Annotated in this window: 18 protein-coding genes and 3 pseudogenes; 5 read left to right on the forward strand and 16 right to left on the reverse strand. The window is 71.4% G+C overall.

Annotated features, from left to right (window positions below):
• Nucleotides 1–15: 15 nt before the first annotated feature.
• The 4 genes and pseudogenes from Q8A52_RS12155 to Q8A52_RS12170 all read right to left on the reverse strand — a co-directional run bounded on the left by Q8A52_RS12155 (nt 16) and on the right by Q8A52_RS12170 (nt 4547).
• Nucleotides 16–1959: a glycosyltransferase family 2 protein gene (locus Q8A52_RS12155; RefSeq protein ID WP_316750962.1), complete on the reverse strand. Its 1944-nt coding sequence runs from the start codon at nt 1957–1959 to the stop codon at nt 16–18.
• A gap of 123 nt (nt 1960–2082) precedes the next feature.
• On the reverse strand, nt 2083–2673 hold the full coding sequence (locus Q8A52_RS12160) for a hydrolase (protein ID WP_316750964.1): 591 nt from the start codon (nt 2671–2673) through the stop codon (nt 2083–2085).
• A 7-nt stretch (nt 2674–2680) separates the two neighbouring features.
• Nucleotides 2681–4108, reverse strand: coding sequence for an MFS transporter (locus Q8A52_RS12165; RefSeq protein ID WP_316750966.1), 1428 nt, complete (start codon nt 4106–4108; stop codon nt 2681–2683).
• Nucleotides 4105–4547: pseudogene (locus Q8A52_RS12170) on the reverse strand (MarR family winged helix-turn-helix transcriptional regulator). The gene Q8A52_RS12165 and the pseudogene Q8A52_RS12170 overlap by 4 nt, the downstream one beginning before the upstream one ends.
• A 210-nt stretch (nt 4548–4757) precedes the next feature.
• Here Q8A52_RS12170 and Q8A52_RS12175 point away from each other — a divergent pair.
• Both Q8A52_RS12175 and Q8A52_RS12180 read left to right on the forward strand, forming a co-directional pair.
• On the forward strand, nt 4758–5258 hold the full coding sequence (locus tag Q8A52_RS12175; RefSeq protein ID WP_316750968.1) for a metallophosphoesterase family protein: 501 nt from the start codon (nt 4758–4760) through the stop codon (nt 5256–5258).
• Nucleotides 5259–5281: 23 nt separating this feature from the next.
• Nucleotides 5282–5869, forward strand: coding sequence for a GNAT family N-acetyltransferase (locus Q8A52_RS12180; protein WP_316750970.1), 588 nt, complete (start codon nt 5282–5284; stop codon nt 5867–5869).
• A gap of 20 nt (nt 5870–5889) precedes the next feature.
• Here the strand turns inward: Q8A52_RS12180 and Q8A52_RS12185 are convergent, their stop codons facing one another.
• From Q8A52_RS12185 to Q8A52_RS12215, 7 genes are read right to left on the reverse strand one after another with little or no spacing between them, the layout of a single operon-like run.
• Entirely contained in the window at nt 5890–6525 is a 636-nt protein-coding gene (locus tag Q8A52_RS12185) for an SRPBCC family protein (protein WP_316750972.1), read from the reverse strand.
• 31 nt (nt 6526–6556) lie between these two features.
• Entirely contained in the window at nt 6557–7663 is a 1107-nt protein-coding gene (locus tag Q8A52_RS12190; RefSeq protein ID WP_316750974.1) for an XdhC family protein, read from the reverse strand.
• Nucleotides 7664–7690: 27 nt separating this feature from the next.
• Nucleotides 7691–8863, reverse strand: a complete 1173-nt coding sequence (locus Q8A52_RS12195; protein WP_408649187.1) for a vWA domain-containing protein — start codon at nt 8861–8863, stop codon at nt 7691–7693.
• Between the two features lie 5 nt (nt 8864–8868).
• The gene (locus tag Q8A52_RS12200) at nt 8869–9744 is read right to left on the reverse strand and encodes an AAA family ATPase (RefSeq protein ID WP_316750978.1); all 876 of its coding nucleotides are present in this window, start codon (nt 9742–9744) and stop codon (nt 8869–8871) included.
• 15 nt (nt 9745–9759) lie between these two features.
• Entirely contained in the window at nt 9760–10614 is an 855-nt protein-coding gene (locus Q8A52_RS12205; protein ID WP_316750980.1) for an FAD binding domain-containing protein, read from the reverse strand.
• Nucleotides 10611–13118, reverse strand: coding sequence for a xanthine dehydrogenase family protein molybdopterin-binding subunit (locus Q8A52_RS12210; protein WP_316750982.1), 2508 nt, complete (start codon nt 13116–13118; stop codon nt 10611–10613). Before Q8A52_RS12210 ends, Q8A52_RS12205 begins: the two co-directional genes overlap by 4 nt.
• The gene (locus Q8A52_RS12215) at nt 13115–13597 is read right to left on the reverse strand and encodes a (2Fe-2S)-binding protein (RefSeq protein ID WP_316750984.1); all 483 of its coding nucleotides are present in this window, start codon (nt 13595–13597) and stop codon (nt 13115–13117) included. Before Q8A52_RS12215 ends, Q8A52_RS12210 begins: the two co-directional genes overlap by 4 nt.
• Before the next feature lie 253 nt (nt 13598–13850).
• Between Q8A52_RS12215 and Q8A52_RS12220 the strand changes: the two genes are divergently transcribed.
• Nucleotides 13851–15857, forward strand: a complete 2007-nt coding sequence (locus Q8A52_RS12220; RefSeq protein ID WP_316750986.1) for a translation factor GTPase family protein — start codon at nt 13851–13853, stop codon at nt 15855–15857.
• A gap of 10 nt (nt 15858–15867) precedes the next feature.
• Here the strand turns inward: Q8A52_RS12220 and Q8A52_RS12225 are convergent.
• From Q8A52_RS12225 to Q8A52_RS49000, 5 genes and pseudogenes are all read right to left on the reverse strand, one after another.
• A pseudogene (locus tag Q8A52_RS12225) lies at nt 15868–16092 on the reverse strand (lamin tail domain-containing protein); the annotation flags it as partial.
• 116 nt (nt 16093–16208) lie between these two features.
• On the reverse strand, nt 16209–18608 hold the full coding sequence (locus Q8A52_RS12230; RefSeq protein ID WP_316750987.1) for a caspase family protein: 2400 nt from the start codon (nt 18606–18608) through the stop codon (nt 16209–16211).
• A gap of 3 nt (nt 18609–18611) precedes the next feature.
• On the reverse strand, nt 18612–18971 hold the full coding sequence (locus Q8A52_RS12235; protein ID WP_316750989.1) for an effector-associated constant component EACC1: 360 nt from the start codon (nt 18969–18971) through the stop codon (nt 18612–18614).
• A 601-nt stretch (nt 18972–19572) separates the two neighbouring features.
• Nucleotides 19573–19743 (reverse strand): hypothetical protein, encoded by a 171-nt coding sequence (locus tag Q8A52_RS12240; protein WP_316750990.1) that lies wholly within the window; start codon nt 19741–19743, stop codon nt 19573–19575.
• Nucleotides 19744–19870: 127 nt separating this feature from the next.
• A pseudogene (locus Q8A52_RS49000) lies at nt 19871–20146 on the reverse strand (replication-relaxation family protein); the annotation flags it as partial.
• A gap of 217 nt (nt 20147–20363) precedes the next feature.
• Here Q8A52_RS49000 and Q8A52_RS12245 point away from each other — a divergent pair.
• Nucleotides 20364–20924 carry a hypothetical protein gene (locus tag Q8A52_RS12245; RefSeq protein WP_316750991.1) on the forward strand — a complete coding sequence of 187 codons (561 nt, stop codon included), beginning with the start codon at nt 20364–20366 and terminating at the stop codon, nt 20922–20924.
• Nucleotides 20925–20965: 41 nt separating this feature from the next.
• Nucleotides 20966–21349 carry an IS5 family transposase gene (locus tag Q8A52_RS49005; protein ID WP_408649188.1) on the forward strand — a complete coding sequence of 128 codons (384 nt, stop codon included), beginning with the start codon at nt 20966–20968 and terminating at the stop codon, nt 21347–21349.
• Nucleotides 21350–21352: the final 3 nt, after the last annotated feature.

Here is a 21352-nt window from a genome sequence, read left to right on the forward strand (position 1 = left end):
CCGTGTCATTTTCTGCTACGCCTTCCTACCCAGGACCGCGCCCGTGACGCGTCGCGCCTTGCGCGCCAGCCGCAGCAGCAGGCCGGGCGCCGCGGGTCCGGCCACGCGGACACCGCCGGCGCGGGTCACCTGCACGGCGAGCGGCAGCGTATGGAAGCGAGGTGCCTCTGCCTCCGGAAGCAGGCACACCTCCGTCCGCCACGATGCCCCCTTCAGCTCGCGCACCGGCACCGGCGCCTCCAGCAGCGAGCCGGCCCCGTCCGCCGGGGTGAGCGTCCCCGCCTGCCGCAGGGACCGGCCCGTCGTCGGATCGGTCAGCCGCACCAGGACATCGGTGCGGTCGGGGACGTGCAGGGGCAGCGCGAGGCTGAGCCGGCGGTCGGCGGAGACCGCCGCGTCCTCGGGGGTGAGCCGGCCCAGACCGAGGGCCTTGCTCGCGCGGTCGACGTCCAGCGAGAGGTTGTTGTACTGCTTCGTCCAGTACGGCAGTACCACACGGCCCGCGACCACACCGGCGGGCGGCGTGGGACGGCCCTGCTGCGGGGCCGGACCGAGGCGGCACTCCTTCGTCCAGCCGCCGAGGCCGACACGGACGTATGTGTCCCAGAGGCCGGCGTGCAGCGGGGCGCCGCCCGACGCGGTGCCGGGGTCCACGCTCGCCGTGCCGCGCAGCACCAGCCGGACCCGCCCGTCGTCGGCCGGGACCCGCTCGCGGGCGACCTCCACCGGCTGGAAGAACGAGGCGGAGGTGGCCCGGTCGCGCAGGATGAGGTCGACGGTGGCCTTCTCGAAGCCGTCGACGGCGTCCGCACCCAGCCAGGCCGCCGCCTCCTCGACGTCCCGCGGCGCGGTGTCCGTGGCCGGAGTGCCGGGCCCGTCGGCCGGGAAGGTCAGCGGCTGTCCGCCGGACCTGTACTCGGCGGTGAAGGTGACACGCAGGGTCCCGTCCTGCCATTCGACTCCGGTGGGGCCGGCCTTGGGCCCGACCCCGGTCTCCCACTGGGCGTAGGCGACGAGGTCGTCGTAACGGTCGTCCCTGATCAGCGACGCCACGATCCGCTGCCCGGGCCGCAGTCCGGGCGCGACGCCGGGGCCGAAACGCTCCAGGACGACGCCGTGCATCTCGTGGAACAGCTCACGCCGGTAGTCGTCGGGCATCGCCAGCAATCGGCGGCCGCTCATCCGCTCCACCATCTCGACGCGCAGCCAGCGGCGCAACAGACGGTCGCGCAGCGGGCCCGGCTCGGTGTACCGCTCGACGACGTCGAGCGCCTCACGGAGGTTCTTGAAGTAGCCGACCGGCTCGAAGCGCTGGAAGCCCGCGTTCGAGGCGTCGTCCCGTTTGACGTGGTAGTAGCAGACGTAGTCGGAGAGCACCGAGACGTTGTCGGCGCGCAGATACGCCTCCGTGATGAAGACGTGGTCCTCCAGGCGCCGCCGGCCCTCGGGGAAACGCAGGCCGATGCGGTCCAGGAAGGCCCGCCGGACCATCTTGTGCGGGGTGAGGCTGTCGATCAGCGGCGCGTTCTCGACGGTGGCGTGCGGATGGTTGCGGCGGAACAGTTCCACCGGCACCGGGCGGCCCTTCCCGGCCATCTTGCCGACGATCACATCGGCCTTGTTCTCCACCCCGTACTCGTACATACGTTCGATAGCCTCGTCGCCGAGGTAGTCGTCGTTGTCGACGAACATCACGAACTCGCCCTCGGACGCGGCGATCCCCACGTTCCGCGGCTGGCCCGACCAGCCGGAGTTCTCCTGGTGGATGACGCGGACGTGCGAGTGCTCGGCGGCGAGCACGTCCAGCTTGGCCGGGGTCTGGTCGGTGGAGCCGTCGTCGACGAAGATCACTTCGAACTCATCGGGAGGCAGCGACTGCCGCAGCATCGAGGAGATGCAGTCCTCGATGTAGGGCCCTGGGTTGTACACGGGGACGATGACGCTGACCTTGACCGGCATCCGGCTTCCAATCCCCCTTGGTTTGCCACCCGTTGCCCAGGCGGCACGTGCGCGTGGCCGAATGCTAACCCGGCCCCTTGCGCAGGCGGAAAAACCCGTCCGGCACACAGGGGCCGGGGTTCGTCACTGTCCGTCGTGGGTCTTGGCCAGGAGGTCGAGGATGTCGGCGGTCGTACCCGACTCGCCCAGCCGCGGGAAGATGCGCTCGACGCTGCTCCGGTGGGCCTCCGGGTCGCGGTCGGACATGGCGTCCGTGGCGAGGGTGACGTGGTAGCCGTGCTCGTACGCGGCGCGGGCGGTGGACTCGACACCGATGCTGGTGGCGATGCCGGTCAGGACGATCTGGGTGATGCCGCGGCGGCGCAGCTGGACGTCGAGGTCGGTGCCGTGGAAGGCGTTCCAGTTGCGCTTGGTGACAGGAATGTCGCCGGGGTGGCCGGAGAGTTCGTCCACGACGGTGTCCCAGCCCTCGGGGAAGGCGAGGCCGCCGGGACCGCGCTCGGTGCGGCCGGGGACGGCGTCGGCCCAGTCCGGGGCGAAGGACACCCGGACCAGGACCACGGTGAGGTTCCGGGCCCGGAAGGCGTTGGCCAGTTCGGCCGTGCGGGCCACCACGTCGGAGGCGGCGTACGGCTGGGTCGGCATGCCCACGATGCCGTTCTGCAGGTCGATGGCGACGAGGGCGGTACGCGGGTCGAGGGTGGTGAGCGACATGGGTCGATCAGGCCTTTCGGGGGGTGAGGTCGCCGAGTGAACGGTCGCGGAGGGTGGTCGCCAGCAGCAGTGCCGAACCGGCGAACATGAAAAGTGCCAGGGCGTGCAGCCCGGGCGTGTCGGCGCGGTGCGGGAAGAACGCCGCGGTCGCGGCGGAGGCGCCCAGCGCGCCGAGGTACATGAAGGTGCGCAGCAGCCCGGCGGCGGAGGCGATGCGCGCGGGGTCGGCCTGCCGGTACAGGGCGTTCTGGGCGGCGAGGCCGATGAGCCCCTGCGGCACGCCCAGCACGGCCCCGACGGCGAGCAGCATCCAGACCGGGCTGCCGGCGTCGACCAGAAGCAGCGCGGCGCAGCCGGTCATCTGCACGAGGGCCCCGACGACCAGCTTGGTGCGCACCGCCTCGCGGCGCCCGGTGAGCGAGGACACCGTCAGCGCGGCGACCATCAGCGGCAGCAGCGCGAGCCCCGCCGTGGAGGCGCTCAGGCCGCGGCCCTCCTCCAGCCACTGGGTGTAGCCGTACATGAAGGAGTAGGCGGTGGTGTAAGCGAGGAGCTGGCGCAGATATGTGGCCAGCAGCGGGACGTTGCCGCCGAGCACCCGCAGGTCGACGAACGGGTCCGGCACCCGCAGCTCCCGGACCGCGAAGGCGGCGGCCGCGGCGGCGGACAGCACCGGCAGGTACCAGCGGTCCGGCCGCGGGCCCATCAGGAACAGCATCAGCGACACCAGCACGACCGCGAACAGGGCCATGCCGGGCAGATCCATGCTTCGCCCGTCGGCCCTCGGTCCCTTGCTCCGCCCGTCGGCCCGCGCTTCCTTCTCGGCCCTGGGCAGCCGCAGCGTCCCCAGCACGAGGCAGGCCGCCGAGAGGGGCACGTTGACGGTGAAGACGGTGCGCCAGCCGCCGACGCCGATGAGCAGGCCGCCGAGGACGGGACCGACCACGGCCACCGTCTGCCTGGCGACGGCCAGGACGGTCAGCACAGCCGCCGGGCTGTCCCGGCCGGTGCGTTCGGCCTCGCCGCGCGTCAGACGCATGGCCGCCGGGTACGCGGCCGAGGTCCCGAACCCGAGTAGTACGCGCGCCGCGATCAGCATGCCCAGGGAGGGCGCGAGCGCGCCCATCAGCCCGGCCACGCCGACCAGGGACGTACCGACGAGATAGAGCCGGCGCGGCCCGTACATGTCTACGAGCCGCCCGATCACCGGCTGGCCCACGGCCGTGGCCAGGTAGAGCGCCGAGACCAGCCACACCGTCTCGGCCGGCGGTGCACCGAAGGCGGTCCCGATCGGCACCAGGGCCACGGCGATCATCGAGGAGTTGACCGGGTTGAGCACGGACCCCAGGACCATCGGCACGATCAGTCGGCGGTCGAACCCGCTGGGGGCGGGGCGCGTGCCCCGTGCGGCGAGTCCGTCTGTCCTCGGTATCACTGCTGGGACAGCCGTTCCATCAGCTTCAGCGCATCGAGGACCGTCTGCCGCTCCTCCTCGGTCAAGCGGTCCTGGAAGGCGCGGGCCAGCCACTCCTCGCGCGCCTGCCGGTTGCCCTCGACGCGGGCCCGGCCGGCCTCGTTCAGGGTGACCAGCTGCCGGCGGCCGTCGTCGGGGTCGGGGGCGCGGCGGATCAGACCGTGCTGGTCGAGGGCGGCGAGCGTGGCGGCCATCGACTGCGGTCGCACCCCCTCCGCGGACGCCAGCGCGCTGGCCGTGGCGGCGCCGTGCTTGCCGACCAGGGTGAGCGCTCCTGGGACGGGGTGAGGACGCCCTCGGCCTCGCCCCCGGCGATCTCCCGTATGCGGCGCCGCAGCCGGCTGAAGACCACGCGCAGGTCGCGTGCGGCGTGAGCGGCGGAGTCGGAGATGTGGTCCATGCAGCCCCCCTAAAACCGTCAGGCCAAACTGTCCAGTCCGGCCTGTCCAGCCCAGGCTGCTCAGTTCACCTGTTCAGTCCGACCTGCCGAGCCCCGCGTCCGACCTGCCGAGCCCCGCACCGCGACCTGCCGAGCCGCCCACCCCCGACCTGCCGAGCCACCCGCCCGGCCTGCCCCACCACGCACCCCGGCCTGCCCTAGCCTGACCATGTGCGCCTGCTGCTCATGTCCGACACCCATGTCCCCGCACGTGCCAAGCGACTGCCGGAGCAACTGCTCGCCGAACTCCCGCACGCCGACGTGGTGTTTCATGCCGGTGACTGGGTCGACACGGCCACCCTGGATCTGCTGGAGAGCCACAGCCGCCGGCTGATCGGGGTGTACGGCAACAACGACGGCCCGGAGCTGCGCGCCCGGCTCCCCGAGGTGGCGTACGCCGAGCTCGGCGGCCTGCGTTTCGGCGTCGTCCACGAGACCGGCCCCGCCCAGGGCCGTGAGGCCCGCAGCGCCGCCCGCTTCCCCGACCTCGACGTACTGGTCTTCGGGCACAGCCACATCCCCTGGGACACCACCGCCCCCTCCGGACTGCGCCTGCTGAACCCCGGCTCGCCGACCGACCGCCGCCGCCAGCCCCACCGCACCTATCTGACGGCGACCGTCGCCGACGGAGCGCTGACGGAGGTGACGCTGCACCGTCTGCCGCAGCGGTAGGACCGCTGTGGCAGGATGCCGCGATGATCTCCAGCTCAGGCATCCCGCCGGTCGTCCCCGCAGGTCGCATGGCCCGTGACAGCCAGCCCGTCCTGGCGCTGCCCAGCGGCCTGGAGCTGCGGCCGTGGCGCCCCGACGACGCCGACGCGCTGATGAGCGCCGGGCAGGACCCCTCGATCCGCAGGTGGAACCTCTTCACCGTGGAGAGCCGCGCCGAGGCCTGCCGCCGGATCGAGCGCATGCATGAGCGCTGGCGGGCGGAGACGGGTGCCGTCTGGGCCGTCGCCCGGCCGGGCGCGGTGGCGACGGGGCTCATCGGCTGGAATGACATCGATCTCGCGGGCGGCAGCGCCGAGATCGTCTACTGGGTCCTGCCCGAGGCCCGCGGCGGTGGCATCGTCGTCGAGGCGACACGGCGGCTCAGCCGCTGGGCGCTGGACGAACTCGGCCTGCACCGGCTACGGCTGTGCCACTCCGTCGCCAACCCGGCGTCCTGCCGGGTGGCCGCGAAGGCGGGCTACGTTCTGGAAGGCACCATGCGCGGAGCACTCCTGCACGCGGACGGCTGGCACGACCAGCATCTGCACGCCCTCGTCCGGGGCGATGTCTGAACCCGTCTCCGCGACGGGGGTCAGCGCCGCTTGCGGCGTCGTACGCGCGCCAGGATCCCCGCCACCAACAGCGCCACCGCCGCGGCGAACCCCGCGGCGATGCCGGCCCGTTTCGCCACCGGGACGCCGGCCGTGCGGAGCAGGTCCAGTGGCTCGGTCTCGGGCAGGGGCTCGGCGGTGGTGGTGGCCGTGGCGGCGTGGGAGGGTGTGGCCGGTTCGGCCAGGCGTTCCGACAGACAGGCCGCGAACTGGCCCACCACCCGGTCGCCCACCTCGGCCATCACCCCGCGTCCGAACTGGGCCGGGCGTCCGGTCACCGTCAGATCGGTGCGGACCGACACGGCGGTTCCGCCGTCCTGTTCACTGAGCGTGCCGGTCACCGTGGCCCGGGCCGTCCCCTGGCCACGCGTCTCCCGCCCGCTGGCGATGAGGACGATGCGGTGGGCGGACTCGTCCTGTTCCTCGAAGACGGCGGTTCCCTTGTACGTCACCGTGATCGGCCCGACCTTGACCTTCACCGACCCGGTCACGGTCTTGCCGTCGTAGTCCTCCACGGTCGCCCCGGGCATGCACGGCGCGACGCGCTCGATGTCGAGGAGCGCCCGCCAGGCGTCCGGGACCGGGACGGGGACGGTGAACTCGTGCTGCAGTTCCATGACTTCCTCCTCGCGTTCGGGCTCCTCGTGATCAGACCGATCCGGCGGGGTGGATCGCCCCCGCGGTCAGGGTCAGCGGCGCACCGGTGCCGCCCCAGCGCAGCGCGACGATCTCGGCGGCGACGGACACCGCGACCTCCTCGGGCGTACGGGCGCCGAGGTCGAGGCCGACCGGCGAGCGCAGCCGGGCCAGTTCGGCCTCCGTGAGGCCGGCGTCGACCAGCCGCTCGTGGCGTTCGTCGTGGGTACGCCGGCTGCCCATCGCCCCGATGTAGGCGGCCGGCCGGCGCAGCGCCTCCTCCAGCAGCGGCACATCGAACTTCGGATCGTGGGTCAGGACGCAGATCACCGTCCGCTCGTCGGTCTCCGTGCCGCTCAGATAGCGGTGCGGCCAGTCGACGACGACCTCCACGCCCTGCGGGAACCGCTTGGGCGTCGCGAAGACCGGGCGGGCGTCGCACACGGTGACCCGGTAGCCGAGGAAGTCACCGATGCGGGCCACCGCGGCCGCATAGTCGATGGCCCCGAAGACCAGCATCCGCGGGGGCGGCGCGAAGGAGTGGAGGAACACGGTGACGTCGTCCTCGCGCCGTTCGCCGTGCGCGCCGTAGTGGCGCAGACCCGTGGCGCCCAGGGCGAGTTCGCCGCGCGCGTCGGCGGTGACCGCGACGTCCAGACCGGTCGCGCCGAGCGTGCCGGTCACCGTGTCGGGCCAGACGGCCAGCGTGGCCCCGCGAGGCGCGGGCCCGTCGACCACCATCGCCACCGTCACCGGCTCGCCCGCGGCGACCGAGGCGGCGACCGCGCCGAAACCGGGGTCGGACTCGGGCGTGACGGGCCGCACCAGCAGGGTGATCTCGCCGCCGCAGGTGAGGCCGACCGCGAAGGCGTCCTCGTCGCTGTACCCAAAGGTCTCCAGGCGCGCCTCCCCGCTCGCCACCACCTCCTGCGCGAGCTCGTACACCGCCCCCTCCACACAGCCCCCGGACACGCTGCCCACGACCTCGTCGTCCGGCCCCACCGCCATGGCGGCACCGGGGCCGCGCGGCGCGCTGCGGCTGACCGCGACGACCGTGGCCAGACCGAACGGGGTCCGCGCCGCGTACCAGCGGTTCAGCGCCGGCAGAATCTCACGCACGATCCGCTCCTCTCACACCCGTTCGGGTCACACCCGTTCCGAGGCCATCTCCGCTCGGGCCAGCTCCACATAGGCCACCGCGACGGAGGCCGCCTCCGCCCCGCGCACCACCGCCGCAAGCCGCTCCAGCGCCGCCAGACTGTGCCCCTCGACGAAGGCGTCCACACTCGGCAGCGCCGCCGCCATCCCGGCGGCCAGGGGCGCATAGCCGGGACGTGCCTTGCGCGGATTGGCCCAGATCACCCGGTGCGCCAGCCCGTGCAAGCGTCGCATCTGCGTGCCGAGGAGCTCCGGATCGCCACGCTCCCACCCGTCCGACAGCAGCACCACCACCGCCCCGCGCGCCATGCCCCGCTGCCCCCAGCGGTTCAGGAACTCGCGCAGCAGCTCGCCCAGTCGCGTGCCGCCGCGCCAGTCGGGCACCGCGGCCGCGACCGCCGCCATCGCCAGGTCCGGGTCCCGGTGCGAGAGCTCGCGGGTCACCCGGGTCAGCCGGGTGCCGATCGTGAACACCTCCGTGCGACCCCCTCGGGCCGCGGCGTGCGCGAATCGCAGCAGTGCGTCGGCGTACGGCGCCATGGAGCCGCTCACGTCCACCAGCAGTACGACCCGGCGGGGCCGCTCGACCCGCGCGTGCCGCCGCAGCCGGGCCGGCTCACCGCCGCGCCGCAGCAGCTCCCGGACCGTCCGGCGCGGATCGACGTTCCCGCGCCGGGCCGGCCGCCGTCGCGCGGTGCGCCGTGTCTGCGCGCGCAGCGCGAACGCGGCCAGCAGCCGGTCGAGCTGAGCACGTTCGGCGGCGTCCAGCCCGGCGACGTCACGGTGCCGGAGCACCTCGGCGGAACTGGCCAGCGTGGCGGTGGGCGGACCCTGGGGCCTGCCGTCGCCGGGGGCACGGGAGCCGGCCGGAGCATCCCGCAGGAGGGGGCGCAGCCGGGGCGGGGGAGCGGCCCGCACCGGCCGGGGCGCGGGCTCGCCGCCCGGCCCGAAGTACGCGGCGAACACCCGGTCGTAGCGCTCCAGGTCGTCCCGTCCGCCGCACAGCGTCAGCCGGCCCGCCCAGTACACATCCGCCCGCATCCCGGGCCCCAGTGTGTCCAGGGCCCGCAGGAACGCCTGCAGCCGGTCGGCGCTCGCGTCGATGCCCGCCGCGCGCAGGGCACGGGCGAAACCCAGCAGGACGGCATCCGCGGCCGGCACACCCCTCACGCTCCCTTCGAAGCGAGCACCGCCGCGAGATCGAGCCCCCGCGCCCGCTCGGCGTCCTCCCGGTACTTGAGCACCGACCCCAGCGTCGCCACGGCCAGCTCGGCGTCCACCTCGCTCGCCCCCAGCGCGTCCAGGGCCTGCGCCCAGTCGATCGTCTCGGCCACCCCCGGCGGCTTGACCAGGTCCGCCGCCCGCAGCGCCTGCACCAGGCCGGTGACCTGCTCCGCGAGACGTGCCGACACCTCGGGCAACCGGCTCCGCACGATGGCGAGTTCACGGGCGAACCCGGGATGGTCGAACCAGTGGTACAGACACCGGCGCTTCAGTGCGTCGTGCACCTCGCGGGTGCGGTTCGAGGTCAGGACGACGACCGGCGGCACCTCGGCGCGCAGGGTGCCGAGCTCCGGAATCGTCACCGAGAACTCCGACAGCAGCTCCAGCAGGAACGCCTCGAACTCGTCGTCGGCCCGGTCGATCTCGTCGACCAGCAGCACCGAGGGCTGTGTCTGCAGCGCCCGCAGCAGCGGACGGGCGATCAGGAAGCGCCGGTCGTAAAGCTCGCTCTCCAGCCGTTCCGCATCCTTCACCCCGGCCGCCTCGGCGGCCCGCAGATGCAGCAGCTGACGCGGGAAGTCCCAGTCGTACAGGGCCTGCGAGGCGTCGATGCCCTCGTGGCACTGCAACCGGATCAGCGGCGCATCGAGCGCATCGGCGAGCGCGGACGCGAGCGCGGTCTTGCCCACGCCCGCGTCGCCCTCGCAGAAAAGCGGCCGGTGCAGCCTCACCGCCAGGAAGCAGGCGATGGCCAGACCGTCGTCCAGGAGGTATCCCGTCTCCTCCAGCCGGGCCCGCACCTGTTCCGGGTCGTCCATCCGGGTGATCGGCGCTCACCCCATTCCGGTGGCGGTCAGCACCGCCCGCTTGGTCAGCACCCGCGCGAGGTGCGCCCGGTATTCGGGCGACGCCGCCAGGTCCTGCGACGGCTGGGTGCCCTCGGCCGCCGACTCGGCGGCCCGCGCAACGGCCTCGGGACCGTCGGTGCCGGAGAGCGCCTCTTCGGCCGCCGTGGCCCGCAGCGGGGTGGAGCCCATGTTGGTCAGTGCGACGCGCGCCTCGGCGATGTGCCGGTCGTCGCGCCGCACCAGCGCCGCGACACCGACGATGGCCCAGGACTGGGCGACCGGGTGGAACTTCTCGTAGTGGAAGCACCAGCCGTCCCTCTTCGGGATCCGCACCTCCACCAGCAGTTCGTCGGGTGCCAGCGCCGACTGCAGGTAGTCCACGAAGAACTCCCGCGCCGGAATCGTGCGCCGTCCGCCGGGGCCGACGGCGACCAGCTCGGCATCCAGGGCCAGGGCCACTGCGGGCAGGTCCCCGGCCGGGTCGGCGTGTGCGAGCGAGCCACCGAGGGTGCCCCGGTGCCGGACGGCCGGATCGGCCACCGTGGCCGTCGCCTCCGCCAGCAGACCGGCGTGCCGGCGCACCAGCGGGTCGTGGACCACCTCGTGATGCGTGGTCATGGCTCCGATGACCAGGTTGTCGCCGTCCTCGCGGACCCCGCGTAGCTCCGGGATCCGGCCGACGTCCACGACGAGGTCCGGGAAGGCCAGCCGCAACCGTAGCAGCGGCAGCAGACTCTGCCCGCCGGCCAGTACCTTCGCCGCCTCGCCCGCGTCGGCGAGCGCGCGCACCGCCTCGTCCACGCTGCTCGGACGCGTGTAGTCGAACGCGGGGGGAATCATGCCGAACCCTCCGTCCCCGGCTGAGCCGGCTGTCGGCGCCCTGCCGCAGGCTCGCCGTACTGACCGATGTCACCGGACTGAGCCGCCTGCCCCGACTGCCCGGACTGTGCGGGACCCGTCCCCCCGGCCTCCTCGGCCGCGCCGGAGCGCGCCGCCCGAATGGCCTGCCACACCCGGTGGGGCGAGCACGGCATCCGCACGTCGCGCACACCCAGCGGCCGGAGCGCGTCCACCACGGCGTTGACGACGGCGGGCGTCGACGCGATCGTCCCGGCCTCTCCGACGCCCTTGACACCCATGGAGTTCCCGACCGCCGGAGTCTCCGTCCGGTCGGTGACGAAGTCCGGCAGGTCCGCCGCCGACGGCACCAGGTAGTCGGCCATGGTGCCGGAGACGAGATTGCCGTCGTCGTCGTACACGGCCTCCTCGAACAGCGCCTGCGCGATGCCCTGGGCGAGCCCGCCGTGCACCTGGCCCTCGACGATCATCGGGTTGACGACCCGGCCGACGTCGTCGACGCAGACGTACGACCGGATCGTCGTCTTGCCGGTCTCTGTGTCGACCTCGACCGCGCAGAGGTGCGTGCCGTGCGGGTAGGAGAAGTTCTCCGGGTCGACCAGCGTCTCGGCGTTGATGGACGGCTCGACGCCGTCGGGCAGGTCGTGCGAGGTGAACGTCTCGAAGGCGATCTCCTGGATGGTCTTGCGCGCCTCTGGAGAGCCCTTCACCGAGAACACGCCGTTGGCGAACTCCAGGTCCTGCTCGCTCGCCTCCAGCAGGTGCGCCGCGACCTTCCGCGCCTTCTCCACCACCTTCGTCGCCGCCCGGTGCACGGCCTCACCGCCGACGGCCAGCGACCGTGAGCCATAGGTGTCCATGCCCTGTGGAGCCGCCTTGGTGTCGCCGTGCACCACCTCGACGTCCTCGAACGGCACGCCCAGGACATCGGCGGCGATCTGGCTCCAGCAGGTGACGTGCCCCTGACCGTGCGGGCTGGTTCCGGTGACGACCTCGACCTTGCCGGTGGGCAGCATGCGGATGCTCGCGGCCTCCCAGCCGCCGGCCGCGTACCTGAGGTCGCGCAGCACCCGGCTCGGTGCCAGGCCGCACATCTCGGTGTACGTCGACACGCCGATGCCGAGGCGTACGGGGTCGCCGCGCTCGTTGCGCTTCTGCTGCTCGGCGCGCAGGTCCTCGTACCCGAACAGGGCGAGCGCCTTCTCGGTGGCCGCCTCGTAGTTGCCGCTGTCGTAGGTCAGCCCGGCGATCGAGGTGTACGGGAACTCCTCGTGCCGGATCCAGTTCCGGCGCCGCAGCTCCACCGGGTCCAGGCCGAGTTCGGCCGCCAGCTCGTCCATGATCCGCTCGATGGCGAACGTCGCCTCCGGGCGCCCGGCGCCGCGGTAGGCGTCGGTGGGGGTGCGGGTGGTGAAGACGCCGGTGCAGTTGAACTCGTAGGCGTCCATCTTGTAGATCGCCGGGTACATGAAGGCGCCGAGGATCGGGATGCCCGGCGTGACGAGCATCAGATACGCGCCCATGTCGGCGATCAGGTCCACTTTCAGGCCGAGGAGCTTGCCGTCACGGGTCGCGGCGACCTCGATGTCCTGGATCATGCCGCGGCCGTGGTGGGTGGCGAGATAGCCCTCGGAGCGGGACTCGGTCCACTTCACCGGCCGGCCCAGCCGCCGGGCGACCGCGAGGGCGATGGCCTCCTCGCCGTACACCTGGAGTTTGGAGCCGAAGCCGCCGCCCACGTCCGGGGCGATCACACGGAGCTTGTGCTCGGGGACGCCGGTGACCATCGCCAGCATGATCCGCAGGATGTGCGGGATCTGCGTGGCCGAGTAGACGGTGTACTCGCCGGAGGCGGCGAGCGGGGTGACGACCACCGCGCGCGGCTCCATCGCGTTGGGGATGAGCCGCTGCTGGTGGTAGCGGCGCTTCAGGGTGACCTCGGCGCGCTGCCGGACCGACTCGAAGCTCTCGCCGGTGGCGAGCGGCCAGAGGTAGCTGCGGTTGGTGCCCTTGTCGGCGTGGACCAGGGGAGAGCCCTCGGCCAGCGCGGCCTCAAGGTCGAGCACCGGGGGCAGCGGGTCGTAGTCGACCTCGATCGCCTCGAGCGCGTCGGCGGCCGCGTACCGGTCGCGGGCCACCACGACCGCCACCGGGTCGCCGGCGTAGCGCACCTCGTCGACGGCGATCGGCGGGTGGTCGGGCAGCACGATGTCCTCGGTCACCGGCCAGGCGCACGGCAGCGAACCCAGCCCTTCGGCGAGGTCGGCGCCGCTGAACGCCGCGACGACACCGGGACGTTCCAGAGCGGGGGAGACGTCGACCCGCGCGATGCGGGCGTGAGCCATCGGGCTGCGCAGGATGGCCAGGTACAGCAGTCCGGTGACCTGGATGTTGTCGGTCCAGTTGGTCTGGCCGGTGATCAGCCGGGCGTCCTCCTTGCGCAGCCGGGCGCGTCCGACCTCGCCTTCGACGGCCTGATCGGTCATGCCGTCACCTCCTCGGCCAGCTGTTCCCCGGAGGCGGCGAGCACCGCCCGGACGATGTTCTGGTAGCCGGTGCAGCGGCAGAGGTTGCCCTCCAGGGCTTGCCGCACCTCGTGCGGGGTGGGGTGCGGGTTCTCGTTCAGCAGATCGCGTGCGGCCATGATCATCCCCGGGGTGCAGTAGCCGCACTGCAGGCCGTGGCGCTCGTGGAACGCGCGCTGAAGCTCCGTCCACTCGCCGTTCTCGGCCAGCCCCTGGACGGTGGTCACCTCACTCCCGTCCGCCTGTACGGCCAGCACCGAGCAGCTCTTGACGCTCGCCCCGTCCAGAGCGACCGTGCACGCCCCGCAGTTCGAGGTGTCGCAACCGATCGGGGTGCCCGTCAGACCGAGGCGGTCGCGCAGGTAGTGGGCCAGGAGCAGACGGGGTTCCACGTCGTCCTCGTACGTCGTGCCGTCCACGTTCACCTTGATGTGGGTCATGTGCCCTCCAGACCGTGCGGGCGTGGGAGAGGGATATCAGCGACCGAACGTGATGTAGGTCACTCTATGACCACCCCTTGGATGCGGCGAGTGCTGTGACCGGCTTTCGTTGAGCGTTAATCCATTGCCGCTGGGGCCCGGGTCCTGCTCCACTGCACGGGACCAGTCGTCACCCGGAGAGGACCCAAGATGCGCGCTGCGTGCATGTCCACCCAGGAAGGAATCCCATCCATGCCGAAGGACATCACGCTCAGTGCATCTGCTCAATCTCGGAATTCTGGCGCACGTAGACGCCGGTAAGACCAGCCTGACCGAACGGCTGCTCCACACGGCCGGGGTCATCGACGAGCTGGGCAGCGTCGACGACGGGAACACCCGGACCGACACCCTCGCTCTCGAACGGCAGCGCGGCATCACCATCAAGTCCGCCGTCGTCTCCTTCCCGCTCGACGGCGTGACCGTCAACCTCATCGACACCCCCGGCCACCCGGACTTCATCGCCGAGGTGGAGCGGGTCCTCGGTGTGCTCGACGGCGCCGTCCTGGTCGTCTCGGCGGTCGAGGGCGTCCAGGCGCAGACCCGTGTGCTGATGCGGACGCTGCGGCGGCTGCGCATCCCCACCCTGGTCTTCGTGAACAAGATCGACCGGCGCGGCGCGCAGGACGAGGCCGTGCTGCGGGCGATGGCCCGGCGGCTCACCCGGGCGGTCGTACCGATGGGCACGGCCACCGGCCTCGGCACCCGCGAGGCCCGCTTCGTCCCCGGCCTCGGCCCGGCCGCGCTCGACGCCCTCGCCGAGCTCGACGACGAGCTGCTGTCCGCCTACGTGGAGGACACCGTCTCGTACGACAGCCTGCGCACCGCCCTCGCCGACCGGACCCGGCAGGCACTCGCCCATCCGGTCTACTTCGGTTCCGCCGTCACCGGCGCCGGCGTGCCGGAGCTGATCACCGGCATCGAGCAACTGCTGCCCCCGGCCGGCGGCGACCCCGACGGCGAGGTGTCCGGCACGGTCTTCAAGGTCGAGCGGGGCCCGGCGGGGGAGAAGATCGCCTACGCGCGCATCTTCTCCGGCACCCTCCACGCCCGTGACCGGGTCCTCTTCGGAGCGGCCCGCGAGGAGGGCAAGGTCACCGCGGTGACCGTCTTCGACCAGGGCACGGACGTCCGGCAGGAGAGCCTAGGGGCCGGGCGGATCGGCAGGCTGTGGGGGCTTGGCGGCATCAGGATCGGTGACCCGATCCGGGGGGCCGCCGGCGCGAGCGCAGCCGAGCGTGGGGGAGTCCCGAGGGCGGGGGAGGAGCACCACTTCGCCCCGCCGACCCTGGAGACGGTCGTCGTCCCCGGCCCGGGAGTGGAGCGGCGCTCGCTGCACATCGCGCTCACCCAGCTCGCCGAACAGGACCCGCTCATCGACGTGCGCCACGACGAGGTGCGGCAGGAGACCTCGGTCTCGCTCTACGGCGAGGTGCAGAAGGAGGTCGTCCAGGCGACCCTGGCCGACGAGTACGGGCTGGACGTCACCTTCCGCGAGACGACGACCGTCTGCATCGAGCGTCCCGTGGGCGCGGGGGCGGCCGTCGAGTTCAACAAGAAGGCGCCCAACCCGTTCCTCGCGACCGTCGGTCTGCGAGTCGATCCTGCGCCGCTCGGCTCGGGCGTGGACTTCCGGCTCGAGGTGGAGCTGGGTGCCATGCCGTACGCCTTCTTCAAGGCGGTGGAGGACACGGTCCGGGAGGCGCTCGGCCAGGGGCTGCACGGCTGGCGGGTCACCGACTGCACGGTGACCATGACCCACTCGGGCTACTCGCCCCGGCAGAGCCACGCCCACCAGGGCTTCGACAAGAGCATGTCCAGCACCGGGGCGGACTTCCGCGGGCTCACCCCGCTCGTCCTGGTCGAGGCGCTGCGCCGTGCGGGCACCCGGGTGTACGAACCCATGCACCGCTTCCGCCTGGAGGTCCCGGCGGACACCCTGGGCGGCCTGCTCCCGGTGCTCGCCCGGCTCGGGGCGGTGCCGCAGACCACCGGGACGCACGGCTCCCTCTGTGTCCTGGAGGGCTCGGTGCCGGCTGCCCGGGTGCACGGGCTGGAGCGGCGTCTGCCGGGCCTGACCCGGGGGGAGGGTGAGCTGGAGAGCGCCTTCGACCACTATGCGCCGGTCACCCGGGGCACGGTCCCCGAGCGGCCGCGCACCGACCACAACCCGCTGAACCGCAAGGAGTACCTGTTGAACGTGACGCACCGGGTGAGCGGCTGAGGAGAGAGAGGCCGTCCTCGTCGGACAGCGTCCAGCCGTCCAGGTTCACCGCCCGGCGGGTGGTGTTGGTGATGTCGACCCACTCCTTGTTGAGGGAGGGGTTGGAGCGGTCGTCCCGGCCCGGGGAGTCGTACTGCACCGCGCTGATGACCAGCTGGGCCCGGTCGGCGCGCCCCGGGTGGTGGTCGGCCGCCGCGGCCGGCAGGGCCACCGCCCCCACGCGGGCAGCCGCCACAGCAGCGGCGGTCAGGCGACGGACGGTGACAGAAACGGAAACGGGTTGGCTCCGGCAGAGGGGACTGGCCGAGCCTCTCGTGACTCCGTGGACCGCCGGGACCTCCTCCCGGGCGGCTACGCGTCGTGGTCCGGCTGCCACGCAGGTCCCGCGCGTTCGGCCAGAACTCGCGCCATGTGACTCGGCTCGGCGGCTACACCGTTGTCGTCCAGGTCGACAACTCGCAGACCACCGGAGTAAGGGGTGAAGCAGGACGGCCAGCGCCACTTGCGGGGAGGAACCGCTCCGTTCCTCAGCCACACGACGACCGCGCGGGTGTACCTCGCGCCGTGGGGGATACCGACCACGGAGATGCGGCTGATGTCGGTCCACAGCAGGCGTGTCTGCCGTCGACTTCCCCTCAGCTCCAGGCCTTCAGCATCGATGTGCAACTCCAGGCGGCTCTGCAGGCGTTCAGCAATACGGCTCAGAAGGGCCAACGCCACGAAAGAAAGGGGGAAGACGACGTACGTGGCCCACTGATGGCCGATCGCGTCGAGCAGCTCGAGGTCCAAGGACAGCATCGTCACGAACGCAGCGATCCAGAAGGAACAGGCCAAGGGACCGATCGGGCGGCCGGTGAACCGTTCCTCGTCCTTCAATGCCGGCAGCTCTTCAATCAATGAATCCTTATCGAGCCTGCCCCGCCATCGTTCGCCGGCCCACCGCCGCATGACAGTGTCCAGTTCGGCCGGCGTGAGCGCGTAGATGCCTGGGTCGAACCGCACTGCCTTCAGGCGGGTGTCATAAGGGACCGCTTGTCTGCCCGTGGGCGGCGGTGTCCGCAGCAGCAGGTATTGCTTGCTGGTCTTCCTGCCCATGGGCGGTGTGTCGACGACGGCAGCCTCGGTGATGTCCTGCCAGCGGATGGTCTGTCTCGATCCCTGGCTCCTTACAAGGATTCCGCGGGCGTCGACGGCGAGTTCCTGGACGAGAGTTTCCATCGCTGCGCGCAGGATGAACGGAATGTAGAACAGACAGGCCGCCAGCAGGGCAAAGGTGGTGAGGTGCGCCGCGAGGAGGAAGACACCGGCGGAAGAGATGACGGCGCCGCCGGTCACCGCGATCCACAGCAGGGTCGCGGAGCGACGTCGGGGGAACCGGGCCGCAGCCGCCGTGCCCAGCCCATGGGTGCCGTCCCACAGTGCGCCTCCGTAGTGGGCGATCGACTCCTCCACGGTGGCGGGCTCCGTCGCCAGCCAGTTCAGATTACAGAACAGCACTGCTCCGTCACTGCGCCGGGCGCGCGGGCCATGACGCGATCGCCGTGGTGGCACCCACCCTTGGCGGGTCCACACGACGACCTGGTCGGGCCGGGCGCGATCACTTCGAGAACGCAGTGTCGTGATCCGTTCCACGTCGTGCCACCGCAAGATGCCCTGCTCGCTCCCGAACCGGTACGTCAGACCCTCCGGGCCGACCTGCAACTGGTATCGGCCGGGGAACCGAAGCGCCGGTCCCAGGATGATGGCGCCCAGGATGTAGCTGCACCAGGCGACAACGCTCAACACGCAGAGCTTCCAATAGAGGCCGGGGCCGCTGCCGGTGGAGGACGTCTGGGAGTAGAAGTAGGGGTGGGGCACCAACTCCACCCAGGCCCACACGCCGACTGCTGCGCAAGCGAGCACCAGAGCCTCCACGAACTGGCGCATGGGCCAGGAGCGCAGCTTGCGTCTGTGGAAGATGGCAGGGGGCGCTGCGGGAAGGGCTTCCGGCACCAGGGGTGGCCGGGCCCCTGCGGTGCGCCGATACCGCGGATTGGGCGCGAGAGCGAGCTGAGACACGCTGTCGCTGCCTTGCTGGCGGGGCTTCGGATCGAGTAAGCGGTCCAGTTCCCGGAACAGGTCATCCAGCGTCAGATACGGCCCCGCGTCGTCAATGCCCTGCTCAACCAGGTCCAGCAGCGCACCGGTGAAGAGCGTGCAGGGTTCACCGGGGCGCGCGATCGAGGGCAGATTGGCCGACGTTGCGGTCAGGGTGTAACCGCCGCGGGTGTGCGTCTGGGCCAAGGCGATCGTGTCGATATCGGGCCCCATCGCATCCACGATGGCCCGGCCGCTGAAGCAGCAGTCCAGGATGAGCACGCGGTTGCGGGCACCACTTGTCGCCATGGCTTCCCGTAGCTCGGAGAAACGAACAGCTGTGTACAGCGGATCGTCCGGGTCGCTGTGCGTCAGGGCCAGGAAAAGTTCGCCGGAGTCCGGGCCGAGCAGGCCGTGGCCGGCGAAGTACACCAAAAGCAGGTCCTCGGCCTCCCTGGCGGCCTGCCTCACCACCTGGCACACCTCACGATCGTCACGGCGGTCCAGCAGCGCGCGGCAGTTATCGGTGGCAAGCCCCGACACCGTGGTCAGCAGACGGCCGAGCCGCACCACGTTGCCGGTCACGCCGGGCAACTCCCCCAGGGCGGAGCTGGCGCCGTAGGACCGCGTGCCGATCAAGACCGCCCGCGACCGCACAGGGTCCGGCAACCCCATCCCTCAGACCTCTGTGGGCGGCTGGTCAAGGGTGCGCTGGATCAGCGATTCGACGTCCCGGACATTACTCGCCTTGATTCGCACCGAGCCCCCGGGCTCTCGCGCTATCTCGATCTCCACATCGGACCGCTGCTGCCGCAGCCAGATGGGCACCGACCGGGCCAGCACACCCACCACACCGGATCCGGTGGCGACCACCAGCGCCTCCAGGACGCCTCCGCTCATGTGCCCGGATTCCGGTGCTGCACGCCGCAGTCTGACGCGGCCACGCAACTCGGGCTCGTGCAGCAGCCACTCACGCAACCGTTCCAGCACGGCGAGGTCGTCCGTGCCGGTCGCCCGCAGGATGATCGAATCATCCACTGCAGATTCCCCCTGTGCAGTGTCGACGGAAGTCAGCAGTCTGTCAGACGCCACTCGTGCGTGCCACGGCCCCAGGAGCGTGCACGAACGCGAGGGCTTCGCCGTCGAGTCACGGGCCTTGAAAATTCCGCTGCAGCCGTCCGCACCGCATCCCCGTGGGCCGTCGCACGAGTCGTGCCGGGCCGGAAACCGGCCCGGTTGCTGTATTGGGACTGCAACGGCTAGCCAGGTTGTCTGCACGGGCAGCTCAGCGGCCGCGTCCGAAGAAGGCTTTGCACAGCCACGGAGGCTGCCGGGCCAAATCGGTGCGGCACTCTGGACAGTGACGACCGTCCTCGGGCGGCGCCCAGTCGCCGTGCGCGATGCCGGACTCGCCGGTGACCGGCTGCCCGCACCTCTCACATGGCGCAGGCGGCTCCGGGTCCGGCTCGGGAGGCTGTTGCATCCAGGAGTCGAACTGCTCTTCTTGCTGCTGCCGCTCGCGCTTCCACTGCTCCTTACGTTCGCGACGACGCACCTCGTCACGCTGGCGCCAGGCGTCGTAGTCGTTCGGGTTGGCCAGCGCCGTGGTCAGGTCTTCCCACTGGCCGTGCCCGCACCGTCACCACACCGCGCGCCTGGGGCCGTCGGCCTTCAGCCGGTCCAGGGTGGTGAACAGGACGGAGATCACGTCGGTGTAGTCGTAGTAGCCGTCCTTGGTATCCGTGCCGTCTCGGTCGCCGTGCCGGCTCCCGGACCATATCTGCCGTGTCAGCTGCAAGACCCGGTTCATGCGGCTCTCCAGCTCTTCCGGGCCACCCGGGGGCCCGGGTTGAAGACCACCGCGGCGGGCGGTGCCCCTCGAGGCCGATCGGCGGGAACACGGTGCGCCACACCGGTACATCACGCCCCCGGTTGTCCTGATCCTTGGTCTTCAGCCGGAAGAAGCGCCGGTACTTGTCGAACTTCTCCGCCAGCACGTCCGCGGCCTCGGTGCAGTTGTCGACCTCCACCAGCAACACCGGTAAACCATCCGCGGCAGCCTGCACGACCGCGTCCGCGCGCACCCCCGCCCGGCTGCGACCCGTACCGGGCAGATTCAGCGCCACCTCCGTCGACCACGCGAAGACACTCCCGATCCCCTCCCCCGCCGTCGCCCCGGCCGCCTGTACGGTCACCTCGAAGGCGGGTGGCACTGCTTGCGCTGAGGCTCCAACGCCATCGCAAGTGGTGCCGGCGGCGACCTACCGCCGTCCGACGGAGCACTGTCTGTGAACGACGGCGATATTGCCGTCGTTCACAGCCGGATAGGGTGGCACAAAGATCAGGCCGAAGCAGCCTAGTTGTCACCTGGGAGGAGGGCTACTTGTCACAGATGCTCCATCAGGCGCCTTCTTGTCACCAGGCCGAGACGTGACGCGCGACGACCTCGCCGACATGCTGGGCGAGCAGACCGGGGCATGTGGCCCCGCACGCGACGCCTTGATCGCAGGGGGTGCCTTCGTCGTCTGGGACGGCCTGCTCCCCGCCGACCGGCTTGCGCATACCTACCGGGTTCGGTTGCGCCACACCTTGAGGCGTGGCCACACCGTCGAGGGCCTTGCCGCCACCGTCGGCATCCTCGAGCAGGCGGGGGAAGAGCTTCTCCGTATCGGCTGCATCGACGCGGTGGACAAGTCCTTCGCGTTCACGCTCTTCCTCAACGCCGCAGCAACAGCAGTGGTGGCCTGCGCTGGAGGGACTCGGTCCGGCACCACGCACACGCCGGTCAACGACCCCGAAATCGTCGCGGAGGTGGTTGATCACCACGTCGGTCTCGTGCGGGGCTGGTCGAACTCCTTCGCGAAAACCACCGAGTCAGCCTTCAGGATTTCGTTCACCTGCCTCAACTCGGCGTTTTCTCTGCAGAGTTGGGCGAGTTCGTTCTTCTCGTCCGCGGTGAGCAGATCACGCCGGTCGCCCTGGTCGGCCTAGGTCGTGTCTTCAATTGATCTTGAGTGGTGGATCATGGTCGGGTGATACGTCGCCATGAACTGTCCGATGCCGAGTGGGAGTTCGTCCGGCCACTGCTGCCTGTGCCCTTGCGGGGCCGGAAGCGGTTGGACGACCGAAGGGTCCTCAACGGGATCGTGTGGAAGTTCCGCACCGGCACCGCCTGGCGGGATGTGCCCGAGCGGTACGGGCCGTGGCAGACGCTGCACACCCGCTTCCGCCGGTGGGCCCTGGACGGGACCTTCGAGCGGATGCTGCGGGCCGCGCAGGCAAAGGCGGACGCGGCCGGGGACATCGACTGGCTGGTGTCGGTCGACTCCACCGTCGTGCGAGCCCACCAGCATGCCGCCGGGGCCCGAAAAGGGGGCTCTGCCCACCGGCACTCGGACGCTCCCGGGGCGGCCTGACCA

Origin of the sequence: Streptomyces herbicida, from assembly GCF_032656585.1 — a bacterium.
Lineage (GTDB): Bacteria > Actinomycetota > Actinomycetes > Streptomycetales > Streptomycetaceae > Streptomyces > Streptomyces herbicida.

Coding starts and splice junctions, on each gene's coding strand:
- Q8A52_RS12210 (WP_316750982.1), bottom strand. CDS start 13,118: ATGACCGATCAGGCCGTCGAAGGCGAGGTCGGACGCGCCCGGCTGCGC.
- Q8A52_RS12180 (WP_316750970.1), top strand. CDS start 5,282: ATGATCTCCAGCTCAGGCATCCCGCCGGTCGTCCCCGCAGGTCGCATG.
- Q8A52_RS12185 (WP_316750972.1), bottom strand. CDS start 6,525: ATGGAACTGCAGCACGAGTTCACCGTCCCCGTCCCGGTCCCGGACGCC.
- Q8A52_RS12230 (WP_316750987.1), bottom strand. CDS start 18,608: ATGGGGTTGCCGGACCCTGTGCGGTCGCGGGCGGTCTTGATCGGCACG.
- Q8A52_RS12215 (WP_316750984.1), bottom strand. CDS start 13,597: ATGACCCACATCAAGGTGAACGTGGACGGCACGACGTACGAGGACGAC.
- Q8A52_RS12240 (WP_316750990.1), bottom strand. CDS start 19,743: ATGAACCGGGTCTTGCAGCTGACACGGCAGATATGGTCCGGGAGCCGG.
- Q8A52_RS12205 (WP_316750980.1), bottom strand. CDS start 10,614: ATGATTCCCCCCGCGTTCGACTACACGCGTCCGAGCAGCGTGGACGAG.
- Q8A52_RS12155 (WP_316750962.1), bottom strand. CDS start 1,959: ATGCCGGTCAAGGTCAGCGTCATCGTCCCCGTGTACAACCCAGGGCCC.
- Q8A52_RS12160 (WP_316750964.1), bottom strand. CDS start 2,673: ATGTCGCTCACCACCCTCGACCCGCGTACCGCCCTCGTCGCCATCGAC.
- Q8A52_RS12200 (WP_316750978.1), bottom strand. CDS start 9,744: ATGGACGACCCGGAACAGGTGCGGGCCCGGCTGGAGGAGACGGGATAC.